At 62.0% G+C, this 14817-nt stretch carries 15 protein-coding genes; 8 read left to right on the forward strand and 7 right to left on the reverse strand.

From position 1 onward, the window contains the following. Window positions 1–2: 2 nt before the first annotated feature. Together HS101_14790 and HS101_14795 are read right to left on the reverse strand one after the other, a co-directional pair. Window positions 3–1658: a GNAT family N-acetyltransferase gene (locus HS101_14790; GenBank protein MBE7507534.1), complete on the reverse strand. Its 1656-nt coding sequence runs from the start codon at window positions 1656–1658 to the stop codon at window positions 3–5. Then, a complete protein-coding gene (locus HS101_14795; GenBank protein ID MBE7507535.1) occupies window positions 1655–2548 on the reverse strand; it encodes a DUF3473 domain-containing protein in 894 nt (297 codons plus the stop codon). Before HS101_14795 ends, HS101_14790 begins: the two co-directional genes overlap by 4 nt. Before the next feature lie 327 nt (window positions 2549–2875). Between HS101_14795 and HS101_14800 the strand changes: the two genes are divergently transcribed. From HS101_14800 to HS101_14815, 4 genes are read left to right on the forward strand one after another with little or no spacing between them, the layout of a single operon-like run. Beyond that, a complete protein-coding gene (locus HS101_14800) occupies window positions 2876–3541 on the forward strand; it encodes a YdcF family protein (GenBank protein MBE7507536.1) in 666 nt (221 codons plus the stop codon). A gap of 39 nt (window positions 3542–3580) precedes the next feature. Then, complete coding sequence (locus tag HS101_14805) at window positions 3581–5083, forward strand: phenylacetate--CoA ligase family protein (GenBank protein ID MBE7507537.1); 1503 nt, start codon at window positions 3581–3583, stop codon at window positions 5081–5083. Next, window positions 5029–5889, forward strand: a complete 861-nt coding sequence (locus tag HS101_14810; protein ID MBE7507538.1) for a hypothetical protein — start codon at window positions 5029–5031, stop codon at window positions 5887–5889. The genes HS101_14805 and HS101_14810 overlap by 55 nt, the downstream gene beginning before the upstream one ends. A gap of 57 nt (window positions 5890–5946) precedes the next feature. Then, window positions 5947–6426, forward strand: coding sequence for a hypothetical protein (locus HS101_14815; GenBank protein ID MBE7507539.1), 480 nt, complete (start codon window positions 5947–5949; stop codon window positions 6424–6426). Window positions 6427–6511: 85 nt separating this feature from the next. On the opposite strand, the gene HS101_14820 is transcribed toward HS101_14815, so the two are convergent. After that, entirely contained in the window at window positions 6512–7114 is a 603-nt protein-coding gene (locus HS101_14820) for a Fe(2+)-trafficking protein (protein MBE7507540.1), read from the reverse strand. A 106-nt stretch (window positions 7115–7220) separates the two neighbouring features. Then, window positions 7221–8276, reverse strand: a complete 1056-nt coding sequence (locus HS101_14825) for a lysophospholipid acyltransferase family protein (GenBank protein MBE7507541.1) — start codon at window positions 8274–8276, stop codon at window positions 7221–7223. A 125-nt stretch (window positions 8277–8401) separates the two neighbouring features. Here HS101_14825 and HS101_14830 point away from each other — a divergent pair, with 125 nt between their 5' ends. The 4 genes from HS101_14830 (at window position 8402) to HS101_14845 (ending at window position 11186) form a co-directional block, all read left to right on the forward strand. Further along, a complete protein-coding gene (locus tag HS101_14830) occupies window positions 8402–9358 on the forward strand; it encodes a rod shape-determining protein MreC (GenBank protein MBE7507542.1) in 957 nt (318 codons plus the stop codon). Between the two features lie 69 nt (window positions 9359–9427). Next, the gene (locus HS101_14835) at window positions 9428–10243 is read left to right on the forward strand and encodes a hypothetical protein (GenBank protein ID MBE7507543.1); all 816 of its coding nucleotides are present in this window, start codon (window positions 9428–9430) and stop codon (window positions 10241–10243) included. Window positions 10244–10416: 173 nt separating this feature from the next. After that, complete coding sequence (locus tag HS101_14840; GenBank protein ID MBE7507544.1) at window positions 10417–10872, forward strand: dTDP-4-dehydrorhamnose 3,5-epimerase family protein; 456 nt, start codon at window positions 10417–10419, stop codon at window positions 10870–10872. Window positions 10873–10901: 29 nt separating this feature from the next. Beyond that, entirely contained in the window at window positions 10902–11186 is a 285-nt protein-coding gene (locus HS101_14845; protein MBE7507545.1) for a hypothetical protein, read from the forward strand. A 139-nt stretch (window positions 11187–11325) separates the two neighbouring features. On the opposite strand, the gene HS101_14850 is transcribed toward HS101_14845, so the two are convergent. The 3 genes from HS101_14850 to HS101_14860 are packed head-to-tail and all read right to left on the reverse strand — an operon-like array spanning window position 11326 to window position 14688. Then, window positions 11326–12513: an aminotransferase class I/II-fold pyridoxal phosphate-dependent enzyme gene (locus tag HS101_14850; GenBank protein ID MBE7507546.1), complete on the reverse strand. Its 1188-nt coding sequence runs from the start codon at window positions 12511–12513 to the stop codon at window positions 11326–11328. Window positions 12514–12541: 28 nt separating this feature from the next. Continuing rightward, entirely contained in the window at window positions 12542–13579 is a 1038-nt protein-coding gene (locus HS101_14855) for an NAD-dependent epimerase/dehydratase family protein (protein MBE7507547.1), read from the reverse strand. 59 nt (window positions 13580–13638) lie between these two features. Continuing rightward, window positions 13639–14688, reverse strand: a complete 1050-nt coding sequence (locus HS101_14860; GenBank protein ID MBE7507548.1) for a hypothetical protein — start codon at window positions 14686–14688, stop codon at window positions 13639–13641. Window positions 14689–14817 lie beyond the last annotated feature (129 nt).

Below are 14817 nucleotides of genomic sequence, written 5' to 3' on the forward strand. Positions count from 1 at the left end.
CATCACCCATTCCCGGAGCCGCATGCCGAATCCGGCTCGCCGCGCAGGACGGCATCAACGATGTCGCCGTCCGGACGATCCTGCTCCTTTTTTTTGTCGAACTCTCCGGACCCGATCGTGTTTGCATCGAATCGATAACAAGCGGACCACGCCCCCCTTAGAACAAACTTGAAGAGGCACTGGCCGCCATACTTTTCATAGAAGGAGAGGCCTTCGGGATTGTCGGTAAAGACGAGATACGAATCGACCTTGTTTGCAGCCATCTTCTCCGACCACACCTTGAGAAATCTGCGACCGACGCCCGCGCGGCGTAACTCGGGTGACACCACGATGGAGAGGAGTTCAGCCGGCTCGCGGAACTTCTTCGACAGGCTTTTCTTTTTCAGAGCGCGGAGTATGGCAAATGGATTGAGCCGGAAGGTGAGAAATCGCCATAACGCTTGAAGCCGGACGACGCCGCTGCGATGCGACTTCTCGAACAACTTTCGATCAGCGGCACAGCCGAGAAAGCCGCAGACTTTTCCATCCAGTTCGGCGACCCACAAGGAAGCGCCGCGACTGGTGATCATGGCGACATAATAGTCAAATACAAAAGTTCGGCCGAGTTGGGTGGTGATGCCCTGGGGGAACGCCTCAAAATGGAGGTCAACGACCTGTGCGATGGTTGCGACATCGTCGGCGCTGCCTACCTCACGGATCACGGGAATACCGCGGGTGTGTGGCGACTCGTTCCAGAAGGGATCGAAGTCGGTCAGCGCGGAGTTCATCGCAAGTTTCGGACTTGCTCGCCGCGGGCGACGCCAGCCGATTTGTTTGGCGCGTCCCGGCCCGGCGACGTTTGCAAAGGGGGGGACACTCTTCCAAATCTCCGTCGAAGAGTGAACCACCGCGCCCTTTCCGATTCTCACGCCGGGCATGATGCGCGTCATCATGCCGAGGAAGGCATACTCCTCGACGATGATCGGTTTTTCGATGACGTACTGCTGATCGGGCGGGGCACGATGGGACATGCTGATCAATTGGCCGGGGTCTTGAGGCAACTCGATGGTGTTTGTGGCGCTATAGAGATGTGCCATCGCCGAGACGCCGACATAATCCTTGATGACCACGGTTCCTCGTCCGGCGATGTGCACGCCGGGGCCCAGGTGGACGTGATTGCCGATTTTGATAGAGCCTTTCTGGCGATGGCGGCGCTCGCCCGCGGCGAGTCGCACGTTGGTATCAATATGGCAGCAAGAACCGATGGACACGGCGGCAGGCCCCCAAATCTCGACATTCTGATCGATGATGGTGTTTTGTCCGAGGTACCCTAGTTTTGCCTTCCAGTAGCAGGCTCGCAGAAAAAAGCCGACCGCATTTCTGGAAAACACTCTGGCGATCGTTTCCAGAAGGCTAGAAGTGATTGGGATCCATGCCAGGACCATGATGCATGCCTGGGCGATCGCCATAAGGCTCTGAGCGAGCATTCCGACGATGATCCAGCCGGTCGATTGGCTGATTCTGTCCGGATCGGCCACTTTGCCCTGCAGCGTGGCCAGAATGAAATCATGTGTGTAGACGAGCCAACCTCGGGGATGTTTTTTTCGGGCGGGAACATACCATTCGGCCGCGATCAGCCTGGGCATGTACTGTTGTTCGGGTTGCGTCCGATCGCTCATGCGCGGGCTCGTTGTTGTTGAGACGGTTGCGTTCCACGAGGGCCGGCGTGAGCCAGCACATCCGAGATAATTTCACGGAGCGGCGCGAAAGAAAAACGTCTCAGGAGCGCCCGAACCTTTGCCTCGACATGGCTCCGATTCCTCAATTGCAATTTGTGGAATTTCATCACCGTCAGTTGCCGATCCGCGGAGAGATGAGACATCTGAATCGGTGGACAATCCGTTTCGATCTCATAGGGGTGAAGATACACGATAGCAGGACGATGTCGAGCCACCTGGCCTATCGCGTATTGCGTCACGAATCCTGGAAAGTGACGGAGGTATCCGCCCCCGCAGGAGGGGAAACGCCGGCCGAAGATGCTGACGGTTGAGAGCGGGGCTTCGATGATGCGGCGACCGCCCTCGAGCTGCATTTCGTGGATGTCGAGGGGAAAGCCGGGCCAGCCGTATCTGCTTCCCTTGATTGGATAAATGCTGGAGTCGTATTCAAAGCCGACATCGGCGAGGACTTCGAGGGCCCAGCTTGTTTCGGGCATGATGGAGAATGCCGGGGCGCGATGGCCGGAGACGGGCGCGCCGGCGATGTCCTCGATGAGGGCCTTGGCGTCGGCGACCTCGCGGCGAAAGGAGTCGGGATTCAATTTGAAGACCTGACGATGGTAGTAGCCGTGGACGCCGAGTTCATGGCCGGCGGCGGCGATCTCACGGATGAGATCGGGAAAGGCCTCGGCGACTTCACCGAGCACGAAGCAGGTACAGCGCACGTCACGCTCGGCGAGCCAGCCCAACATGCGGCGCGTGTTTCTGACCACGGCGTCGGTCGGGGGTCCATCGCGCTCGAGCCAATCACGGCCGAAGACGCTGTGGTAGTCCTCGACATCAATGGTCATCGCGTGGATCATGTCGCGTAGGTCTCAACGTTTGCGAGGCGGCGTCGCGGCCCTCGCGAACTGCCGGGAACGAGCCTGAGGATTATAAAGCCGATCGGCCGGGCGTGAGAGCTTGTGAGCTATTCATGCAAATCAAAACAATGATTGCCATTCGCACGGCCCAGAGGGCCATGCTACCCAATCCGGTCGCAAGAGGATCACGAGCACTGACGCCCCTACCGCAGAGCCATCGGAACGCGGTCATGTTGGCTATCGGCACTTCGTCCACTCATCTGAGCCCCCAGACCATTTTCGAACAGCGAGGTCCCGAAATGACGAGTATTCGACATGGCCGGTAACGAACCAACGGGAGCGGGTCCATCACAGTCCGAAGTCAAACCCGTTCCCAAGCGGCGGCGATCGTGGATCAGCCGGATCGCGCGGGCAGGCGAACTATTCTTCGCGGGGAGCGGGTTTATCGCCCTGCTTCTGGTGGCTACGCCGGTGACCAACTGGTTGTTCGATGTGCTGGCTTGCGAATCGGAGCTCAAGCCGGCGAAGTACATTATTTGTCCGGGGGGGGACGCGGCACGGATCATCGAGAGTGCCCGACTGCTGAGCGAGGGCTTTGGCGAGTATCTGATCGTGAGCAATCACGGGCCGTTTACGGCGGCGATGCGCGACCTGGCGGTGGAATGGGGCGCTGATCCTGAGCGGATACTGATGGACAACGATTCGGTGAAGACGCGTCATCATGCGCGGTCGATCATCGAGCACCTCGGTGTCGATCCGGCCAGGGATTCGTGCATTGTGGTTACGAGTTACACGCACATGGCCCGGTGCAAGGCGTGCTTTGAGAAGGCCGGCTACAGGCATTTGATAATGCGGGAGCCAAGATGGGAGCGATCGATGCGTCCGATTGACCGGAATTGGAAGTGGCGATTCAAGATTCTGCCGGAACTGATCTACGAATACGCGGCGTGGGGCGAGTATTGGGTGCGCGGCGAGGTATGAGGGCTGGGAGGAAACGGGGGATTCGGTCGATTCATAGGGATGTCCACTGTTTCCGGGAGTCTCGGTCGCATCGGCGCATCGCGTCGATCATCGGTCGCGCAGCGCGAATCGCATCGCGGCGTGGTGATGCTGTCTCAGCTTCACGAGCGGCTTCTTGGGCGCGAGACTTTTTCGCTGGCCGCGGGGCTGGAAGTTTCTCAATGGCAGTCACGGGAAGCGACCACGGCGCTGCAGATGGAGAAGCTGCGCCGACTGGTTGCTCATGCGGCGAGATGCTGTCCCTATTATCGAGCGCTTCACCTGCTGCCGCCGGAGGAACTTGCGCGACCTGGCGATCTGGCGAAGCTACCGCTGCTTACACGGAACATGCTGCGCGAACATGCCGAGGAGATGCGATGGTCGGCGATGCCGGGGCGGATGCTCACGGATCGGACGCACGGGACGCGGGATGAGCCGTTTGCGTTTTACTGCGACCGGAGGCGGCAGGCGTGGGACAAGGCCAATCGGCTGCGCGGTCATCGGTGGCAGGGTTTTGAGCCGGGCGACCGGGAGCTTCATCTGTGGCCGGTGGACCCGCCGATGCGACTGACCGGGCGCGTCAAGCAGCAACTGCGGCACCTGCGCGATCGATTGCTTTGCGAGCGGCAACTGGACATCCTGACGATTGACGATCGCGGGTTTGATGAGGCGTGGGGTGAGTGGCGGGCGTTTGATCCGGATCGCGTGACAGCGTATCCGTCGAGCCTGGCGCGGTTTTTGAGGGGCGGCGGCGCGGCACTGGAGAACGCGGGCTCGTCGAGTCTGCGCACGGTTTTTCTGACGGGCGAGGTGACATTCGCGTGGCAGGAGCGGGCGGTGCGCGAGCAGCTTGGGGCGGCGGCAGCGCAGTGCTACGGTTTGCAGGAGGCGGGGGCGATTGCGTTTGAGTGCGAGCAAGGGAGTTGGCACGTCTGCGATGAGTCGGTCATGGTTGAGATTGTTCGCGAGGGGCGGGCGGCTCGGGCGGGCGAGCTGGGTGAAGTGGTTGTCACCGCGATTGAAAGCCGTGCGATGCCCGTCATCCGATATTGCACGGGGGACGTGGTTCGGGCGGGAGCGGCGGCGTGCGCGTGTGGGCGCGGGCTGTCTGTGATGCCGCGGGTGCTGGGGCGAACGGGGGATTTTCTCAATGCGGCAGACGGCGAGATGATTGAGCCGGCGAGCGTGGTTGCGTCGCTTGCGGGGGTGCTGGAAGATGGCGCGTATCAGGTGCGGCAGGATGAGATGGGCAGCGTGGAACTATCGACGCTGGAGCGTTTCGGCGACCGGGGGCGCGGGCCGTTTGAGGCGGCGCGGCGCCTTGCCAAACTGATCGGCGCGGAGAATGATGTGTCCGTGCGGAGGGTCGCCGACCTGGAGCGATCGCGTTTTGGGAAGTGCCGGTATGTTCAATCGGCACAGACGGAGCTATGCCTGGCGCAGCCGCGTGACGAGTCTATCAAACAATCGTGTCAGATAAACCGACAACCACCGACTCCGCGGAATATCCCACCGCGACCCTGAGCGAACTGCCGCAGGACGAATTGCTGCGGTATGGGCAGGAACTGGGCCTGACACTCGACCCTGCGCTGGGCGGGGAGGAGATCGTCCGGCGGGTCCGACAGCATCGCGAGCTGCTTATGGGGCTCGATCGTGAGGCGATGCTCGACATCGTGGCGTGGGGGCGGCGGCCTGTTCGACGCAGCGCCGGGCGGGAGCACCTGGCGCGGGAGATCGCCAAGATTCAGCGGACGAATTACGAAGATTTATCGATTCGCGGGCTGATGACGCTGGCGCGGTTGCGAGGGTTGCCAGCGAATTCGACGGACGAGACTGAGAAGCTCATTGACATTCTGCGCACGAACGACGGGATCTGGCGGCGGATCGCTGACAAGCGGCGGCGATGGATCGGCTCGCTGCTGACGCGGGTGATCGAGGGTAAACAGGAGGAGTCGACCGACGAGTATCGCTTTCTGCCGGAGGACGGGCCGCACAACTCTGAGCCGGTGAAGTCGTCGCTGAAGTCGCAGTTTGAGACTCATGGGATTGTCGGGGGCATCGCCCACAAATTACGCGGCGCGGCGGATGACTACATTCAGATCAAGCTGGACGAGATTGAGGCGCGCATCGACGCCAAGCTGGACCAGATTGACGCACGGCTGAGTGAGTGGCGCGACCGGGAAGTGGCGAACCGGCTGCGCATTCTGCGCATCACGCTGGTATTCACCGTGCTTGTCGCCCTGCTGAGCCTTGGGTATAACTATGCCAAGCGAAACGTTGAGAAGACGGGGCAGGCGACGAGTCAAGCCGGCGAAGGCGTCGTTCCGTGAACGAGCGACGCGGCCCGAACGAACAACCACTTTTTTAAGTGATGCAGGCGGTCGAAGATGTACGAACGACTTTCAAGCCGGGTCGATAAGATCATCAAGCTCTCCCAGGATATCGCGCGGGACTATGATCAGGACTACGTCGGGACGGAGCATCTGCTGCTGGCGATCCTTCAGGAGGGGACGGGGGTCGGGGCGAGACTGCTTAACGAACAGGGGATGGGTCTGGCGCGGGTGAAGGAAGTGGTGGATCGTCTGATGCTGAAGAGCGCCGAGGAGACGTGGGTCTTCGGGCGGCTGCCGGGGACGCCGCACTTTCGCAATGTGATGGCGATCGCGATTGAAGAAGCGCGGCAGTTTGAGAGCAAGGAAGTTTGCAGTGAGCACATGCTGCTGGCGCTGGCGCGCGAGGAGGGAAGCGTGGCGCAGGCGACGCTTCTGGAGCTGGGCATCAAGGCGGGGACGCTGCGGGCGAAGCTTCGGGCGTATCTCGACGCGCAGGAAGGCAAGAAAGGCGTTTCGGAGCCGGAGGCATCCTAGCGGCGGCGGCGCATTCGCGTGACGGGGCCGAGCGTCACACAATCCAAGTGGACATTGAGTATCAACGGAAGCGCGTGCGGACCGATCAGGTCAGCATGAGGAATTCCTTCATGTGCTTGTCGTAGACTTCCTGAGCCTGGGGGTCGAACATGGGCAGGCGCAGTTCGTTGATGACCTTGGTGCCCATGCCAACCCATTCTTTCCAGCAGGCCTGACAGACGCTTGCGAGAATCTCTTCGCCGAGCGCGCCTTTGAAGGGACGCTCATTGAGGGCGGGACCGTTGCCGCCGCAGCGTCGACATGAGAAGCCTGGGGTGCCGCCGCCCGGCGAGATCTGCGAGATTTGCTTTTCCGCGACGGTGGGGATCGGGGCGCCGAGGCTTTCGAGCAGCTCGCCCATTTTTTTCATGGGCATGAGGTCGCCGTTTTTGTGGGCGACGCGGTAGCCGTTGGTGAGGGTCTGGATGGCGAGATCGCGGAGGCCGGCGCCGATCTGCGACTCGCCGAGGAGTTCGTAGGCCTTGGAGTTTTTGCTGTTTAGGGCGAGGACGCGCTGGAGGCTGGGGCCGGCTTCTTCGGGCCTGCCTGCTTCGAGGAGGGCGCTACCCAGTGCGAAGTTGGCCAATTCGTCGCCGGGGTTGGCTTCGGCCTGCAGTTTTAGTTTTTGGATACGCTCTTCGTTGGACATCTGGCTGTCTCCATCGCGGCACTCTCCGAGGCCGCATGTGGGATGAATGTTGATTGATACGGAGGGATTTTAGCGTGCGACCGCGGCGAGGTCGACCGCGCGGCGGTCAGGTCGCGGCGGCGGGCTCGGCGAGGGCGAGTTTGGCGGCTTCCAATTCCTCCTTGGGGCGCGTTTTCCAGCGGCGGTGGATCCAGAGATATTGCTCGGGGGCGGCGCGGATCGCGGTCTCCATGGCCTTGGAGTATTCCTGGGTGATCCAGAGGAGCGGGTTTTCCTTGTCCTGCCATTCGTGGGGGTAGATGATGCGATCGACGCAGATTTCGTATTTGAAACCTTCGGCGATGCGGCGGGCGCATCCGCAGACGATGGGGACCTGCAGGTCCATGGCGAGCAAGCCGATGGATTTGTAGGTGGAGGCCTTGCGACCGAGGAAGTCGACGAAGATTCCCTTGCTGCCGGCGTTCTGGTCGGCGATGAAGCAGAGGGCGCCGCGGGACTGGATGACGTCTTCGGCGGACTGGGTGGCGCCTTTTTTGTAGAGGAGACGGAGGCCGCTTTGCTCGCGGCGATCGAGGAGGTAGCGGTTGAGGTATTCGTTGTCCAGGGGCCGCATGACGGCGACGATGTCGAAGCCGAGGATGGCGAGGGTGTAGCCGAGCAGTTCCCAGTTGCCGTAGTGGCCGGTGAGCATGATGCAGCCGCGCTTGCCAAGGAGGACGCGGATGGCCTCGTCGAGGCTGCGGAGCTGAATGTGGCGGGCCCAGGTCCATTGGGTGATGAGCCGCGGGGCGAGGAGGAGTTCGACGGCGAGCATGGCGAGCTGCTGCATGGACCTGAGGGCGACTCTTTTCACTTCTTCATCGGAGTATTCGGGGAAGGCGGCGCGGATGTGGGTTTCGGCGCGGTTGCGGTGGTCGCGGAACTTTCCGAGGAGGCGGTTGAGGGCGTATTCGACCTTGGCGAGCCAGCGGAAAATGGCGATGGACTTGAGCCAGCGGGGGAACCTTGTCTCGGGGAGGGCGTGCGGGAGCCAGAACCAGAGCCAGCCGAGCGAGCGCATCATGCGGAGATTCGTCTCGATGGGCACGCTGGAGAAGAGGGTCGCGACGAAGCGTACGGCGACGTACTGCGCGTAATCAATCCAGGGGCGGCGGGCTCTCATCTTTCTGATTCTACACGTCGCCGGCCATGCGGCGAACAGGCGGATCGGCGGCGGTCTTTGTAGCGCGTCAAAATGCGGGGCGGGCGGCATTCGCGCATCACGGCTCGGTGATACAATCCCGGCCAATGTCGATTTGGCGATCGAAACCCAACCGCGAGACGGTCTTCGTGATCCTGATGATTGTTTCGGGGCTTTCGCTGCTTGCGCCGCCGGGATTGAGCGACTCGGTCAAGCATATTGTGCAGTTCATGGTGCCGGCGCAGGACCTGGGGCGGACGGCGGTGATGACATTCATTGGGCGGGTTGAGGCGCTGAGCGACAAGGATTCGAAGGATGAGCCTTCGGACCTGGTGCTGAGGGAGCTTGCGGCGGAGCGGGCGCTGAACCTGCAACTCGAGGGTGAGGTGAATCGGCTGCGCGGTTTGCGCGAGGGGAATGTTCCGCCGGCGGTGCCGCTATTGGATGCGCGGGTAGTGGCGCGGGATATCGCGGCTTGGCGGGATTCGGCGCTGGTGGCACGCGGGTCGCTTCGGGGAGTTGGGTGGAAGGACTGGGTGGCGTCGCGCTTTTTCATTAATCGCGGGAGTGCCAGCGAGGTGCAACCGGGGCAAGTTGTGCTGGCGCGCGAATGTCTGATCGGGCGAGTGGATCAGGTGAGCCCCTACATGGCGCGGGTACGGCTTCTGTGCGACAAGGAGAGTCCGCGGATCGCGGTGCGGATTGCATCGCGGGTCGGGAACGAGTTTCGATTCATCAATTTCGAGTGCAGCCTGCGCGGGTCGGGCATGGGCAAGATGTCGATTGAGAATGTGGAGGCGCGATACATCGAGAGCGCCGGCGAAACGGAGGAGCCCGGGGCGGAGACGGAGCTGCGCATCAAGGTGGGCGATCTGGTGTATACGTCGCCGGACCAATTCGGGCTGCCGGCGCCGATGGTCGTCGGTCGTATCACCGAGATTACCGAGAATCCCCTCAAGCGGCTGGTCCACAACCTCGTCGTCGAGCCCCTGGTGACGATCGATCAACTTCAGGATGTGTTCGTGATTCCGCTTTTGGGCGAGGCGCCGCTGAAGATTCCTTGATACGTGAGGGGCCGCGCCGGCTTGCCGCCGAGGTGAGCCAACTCGCCAGAATCGGCTACAATGAACTCGATGAAACGATTTCGACGACACGATAAGCCGGGGCGGCACTACCCGACTCGACCTGATGCCCACGAGCGAAAGACATCGCGCGCCGCGGAAGTTCTGCACGTTGACGAGCATTTGATCATTGTTGCCAAGCCTCCGCGGGTGAGCCTGGACATTGCGTGGGACGACGAGCCGACGATCCTCGATCAACTGACGACGCTGGGGCACGCATCGGCGGATGACACGCTGCTGCCGGTTTACATGATGGACCCGCTGCTGAGCGGAGTCGCGGTGCTGGCGCGGGACGAGCAGTTGTTTGCAACGCTTCGCCCGCAATTCGTGTCGGGCACGGCTTCGATCACCTGCGACGTGCTGGTGCGCGGGCGCGTATCCGAGCGGGAGGGGGCGATCGAAAACCGCATTCGCCCCAAGCGATCGGGTAACGGCATGCTTTGCGTCGACGACACCGACGGGGCGGAGGCCAAGACGGCGTGGGCGCTGAAGGACAGTTTTGTCGGCATGGCGTATCTTGAATGTCGACCGAGGCCGGCCGATCCGAACGTGGCGCGGGTACACCTTCAGCACATCGGACTGCCGCTGATTGTCGACGGTTCGTACGGCGGCGGAACGGAGCTGCGGCTCTCGTCGTTTAAGGCGGGGTATCGACCCAGTCCTCGGCACCCGGAGCGGCCGCTGCTCGATCGGGTTTCGCTGCACGTTTCGGGCATCAGCTTTGCGCATCCGGTCACGGGAGCGAGCCTTTCGTATCAAGTGGAGGCGCCGAAGGATTTTCGGGCGGCGCTGCATCAATTGGAGCGGCACGGTCGGATTCCGCGATGACACTGGTCAGCGAGGATCGTCGATGACAGGAGGCGTCCGGCGAACTCGAGTACTGTTAGGCATAGTTCGGTCCTATTCCAGGAGCTTTTGCATTGACCATGAGCAAAAAAGACTTCCCCCCGCTGCGTGTCGTTCATGCCGATGAGGCGCTTCTCATTCGCGGCCATAAGGCGGTGATTGACGGGGTTCGAGCCAAACGGTCGCGCGTGCTGCCGGACGAGCGCGGGCGGCTGGGGGAGATCATTCGCGCCGACGACCCGTGGTTTGAGAAATTCGGGCAGGTCTATTTCACCACGACCTTTCCGGGAATCGTGAAGGCCTGGCACTATCACAAGCTGCAGACGGATCACTTCTACTGCATTCGCGGGACAATCAAGCTGGCGATGTACGATGCGCGCGAGGGCTCGGCGACGAAGGGCGAAGTGAACGAGATTTACATGAGCGAGCATCTGCCGTCGCTGGTGTGCATTCCGCCCGGGGTTTATCACGGCTGGATGAACGTGTGCGACGTGGAGACGATCGTCGTGAACATGACGACGGAGTGCTACGACTACAAGAAGCCGGACGAGTTTCGGGCCCATCCGCACGAGAACGACATCCCCTATGACTGGACGCGCAAGGATGGTTGAGATGGGAGAATTGCCGAGCGGAGAATGAAATGTTCCCCGGGAACGGGCAGTCGCTGGCCTGCGCACTGATCGCCTTACTTCCAATCGTCTGTCTTGTATATTTCCTCCGGGGATTCCTCCGCTGCCGAGCGACTCTCAAGAAGAAGGAGCATCGCGTCGAAAAAACGTGCAAACGCTGCGGTTACATTCTTGCCGGGCTGACTCTGCCGAGGTGTCCCGAGTGCGGGACGCTGATCGGATTTGAAGTTCCCATGCCGGAGTTGGGCATAGACGAAGAAGAAATCCGGCGTTTTCACGACCGCAAGCCAAAGTGAGCGCTCCATCGGTCTGACAGGTTGTCACGACGGAGTGCTACGACTACAAAAAGCCGGACGAGTTTCGGGCCCATCCACACGAGAACGACATCCCCTATGACTGGACGCGCAAGGACGGTTGAGATGAATCCCGCGCGGGTCAGAGCTTGCTGAAGGCGTCGAGTGCTCTATCGAGGTGGGCGGTCTCGTGGGCCGCGGAGATCTGCACGCGCAGGCGGGCGCTTCCCTCGGGGACGACGGGATAGCCGAAGCCGATGACGAAGACGCCGAGCTCCAGGAGGCGCTTGCTGGCGGCGATGGCCTTGGCGGTGGGACCGAGGATGATGGGGGTGATGGCGCTGGGGCCTTCGACGGTTTCGAAGCCGCGCTTCTTGAGGCCTTCGCGCATGTAGTGGACGTTCTCGCGCAGCTTTTCGACGCGCGAGACATCGCTCATGAGAATCTCAATGGCCTTTCGGGCGGCGCCGGCGGTGGCCGACGGGACGGCGTTTGAGAAAATCTGCGGGCGGGACTTCTGCACCATGAGTTCGATGAGATTCTTTTTCGAAGCGACGTAACCACCTGCCGCGCCGCCGAGGGCCTTGCCGAGGGTGCCGGTCATGCAGTCGATCTTGCCGTGGAGACCGTAGTGCTCGGCGACGCCGCGGCCGGTCGGACCGCAGACGCCGACGCCGTGAGAATCATCGACGATGAGCATGGCGCCGTACTGCTCGCAGAGGGCGTGAACCTTATCCAATTTGGCGATGTCGCCCTCCATGGAGAAGACGCCGTCGGTGATGACGATGCGGCAGGAGGCGGAGGCGGCGTCTTTCAGCTTGGACTCCAGGTCGTTCATGTCGGAGTGCTTGTAGACGGCGGACTTCGAGGCTTTGTTGATCTGCCGGCCGAGGCGCACGGCGTCGATGATGGAGGCGTGGTTCAACTCGTCGCTGATGGCGCACACACTGTCGCCGCCGATGGTCATGAGGGTGGCGATGACGGCCTCGTTGGCATTCCAGCAGGAGACGTAGCTGGTCGCGGCCTGGGTCGCGGAGAGGTCGGCGATGGTGCGCTCGAGTTCGTGGTGATAGCCGAAGGTGCCGCAGATGAAGCGGACGGAACCGGTGCCGGCCCCCCACCGCTTCTGGGCGTCGATGCCGGCGGCGACGACCTGGGGATGATTGGCGAGGCCGAGATAGTCGTTCGAACAAAGGACAACAACCTTGCCGACGCCGTCGATTTCGGACTCGGCGCCCATCGGCTGCATCAGCGTCTTCAAATGCTTGAACTGTCCGGCGGCCTGGAGGGTCGCCAGATCGCCGTCGATTTGCTGCCAGATTGATGTCATCGGCAAGGGCCTCCGGCGCCGTGCGCGATTATTTGTCGCGATAGCGCTTGATGATTGCGGGTATCAAATAGTCGCTGAAGGCGCGGTCGAGTTCGTACTCGGGCGCCCAACCCCAGTCGCGGCGGGCCGCGGAGTCGTCGACGTCGGCGGGCCAGGTATCGACGATACGAGCCCGGGGGGCATCGGGCTTGAATCGGATGACGGCGTTTGGAAAGGCGGCCATGACTCGGTCCTTCAACTCGCCGGCGGTGAGGCTGAAGGCTGAGACGTTGTAGGTGCGCTGGGTGAGGCGGTCGGCGGGGGCATCGGCGAGGACGATCAGGGAGCGAATCGCATCGGGCATGACCATGAAGGGAAGCTTTGCTTCGGCGGAGACGAAGCAATCGTATGGTTCGCCGCGGGCGGCGGCGTGAATCATCTCGACGGCGTAATCGCTGGTGCCGCCGGTGGGCATGGTGACGGCACTGATGAGGCCGGGGAAGCGGAGCGATCTGAAATCGACGCCGCTCTTGGACTTTTCGGCGGCGAGCTGGCGATAGTGCAGGGTGTAGTAACGGCCGAGCTGCTCGCAGTAGAGCTTGTTGCAGCCGTACATGGTCGTAGGGAAGTTCCACTGATGTTCGAGGACGCGGCCGGCTTCCTTTTTCTCGCCGGGACCGGGCAGGCCGTAGACGGCGATCGAACTGGGGAAGATGAACTTGACCGGGTTGCCATGCCATCGGGCCTGCTCGTGGGCGAGTTGGAGGAGATTGAGCGTGCCCTCGACGTTGACGCGATGGGCGGTGTCGGGGGTGTATTCGGCGCGGGTGGAGAGCAGGGCCGCGAGGTGATAGATGGCGTGAATCTCGTACTGGCTGATGAGTCGCTGGAGGAGGTTGTTGTCGAGAATGTCGCCGATGATCGAGGCGGCGCACTTGGCGCGGAGGGCTTCGTCGACATCCTTGATGTCGAGGGCGATGAGATCGCGTTCATTGGATTGGCTGAGGCGCTCGATGAGGCCGTAGCCCACCTCGCCGCTCGCGCCGGTAATGAGGACCGCAGGCTTTCGAAGACCTTGAGCGCCCAAGGGTCAACCCCACAAAGAAGAACATGGTCGGTCGAAGCGAACGCCGATACGACCTTGCGTCAGCGACCGGCAGCCTGGGCAGCGGCGCGGTTTTTCTGCTCGATGGACGCGAGGGAATCCAGGCGCTTAACCATGGAGTCGTAAAGGCGATTGATCGGCATCTTCAACTCTTCGACCTTTTTCGCCTTCTCGGGGCCGTCGACCATCGCGGCTGCTTCGTCCATCGCGGCCTTCGACTGGGCCAGGAGTGCTTCAGCGGTCTTGATCGACTGATTCACGACGCCCTTGGCGGTTTCCATCTGGGTCGCGTCGAACTCATACTTTTCGCTGGCGGTGTTGAGTGCGGCGTTCCACTGCTCGAGCAGCGGGGCCTCTGGAAGCGGCGCGCCCGGGGCAACGCGCGGGGTGGCCGGAGCCGGCGGCGGAGGCGGCGTCGCGGGGCGGGCCTGGGTGACGGCGGGCTGAGCGGGATTGGCCGGGGGCGGCGTGTCGTCGTGTGTCACGACGACGGGCTGCGGGGCCGGGCGCTCGGGCAACTGAATCGCCGGGGTGGGGCCAGGGGGTATTTCGCCCATGACAAGGCCGTCGATCTTCTCGATGTCGAATGGTTCGCCGGCGGCCTTGACCTGCTCAGAGAGTTTCTCGGCCATTCGGGCGCGGCCGGCACTGACCATCTCGCTGGTCAGCGAGGCCTCAACCACGCGAATCGTGTTGCGAAGACTGAGGGGCGCTTTGGCAAGGATGGCGTAGTACTGGCGGTGGAACTTCTTCCAGCGGGCCGAACGCTGATCCTGCGAGACGTTTGAGTCGTGATAGGTGATGGTCATGGCCAGGCGAAGGCGGGAGAGGGTGAGGGCCGACTCGCGCTGGTACTGGGCCTGGGCGGGCATGAGCTCGCGGAGGGCGTCGAGAATCTTCGCGCTTTCGGAGCCACCGGCCTGGTACATGTCATGGACGAATTTGTTGCGGTCGGCGACGAGCCGCTCGATGTCCTGCTGGTCGGACGACAAGTAAGGAGGCTGCGCCGCGGAGACATTCGCGACATGCGACAGGGCGCCGCCGGTGATCGTGACAAGTAAGAGCCATGTAGGGATGGTTCGTGCGATCATGCCTGGTTTCCTCTTCAAAGGACCGCTCGATGAACGGAGCAAAGTTGCCAAATTCCGAGCCCGAGATTTTCGCGCCGGAGGCAGAGGAAGTCAATCGTCGTAAATCCTCATTGTTACAAGGCTTTGACA

Source organism: Planctomycetia bacterium, from assembly GCA_015075745.1.
Classification (GTDB): domain Bacteria; phylum Planctomycetota; class Phycisphaerae; order UBA1845; family UTPLA1; genus UTPLA1.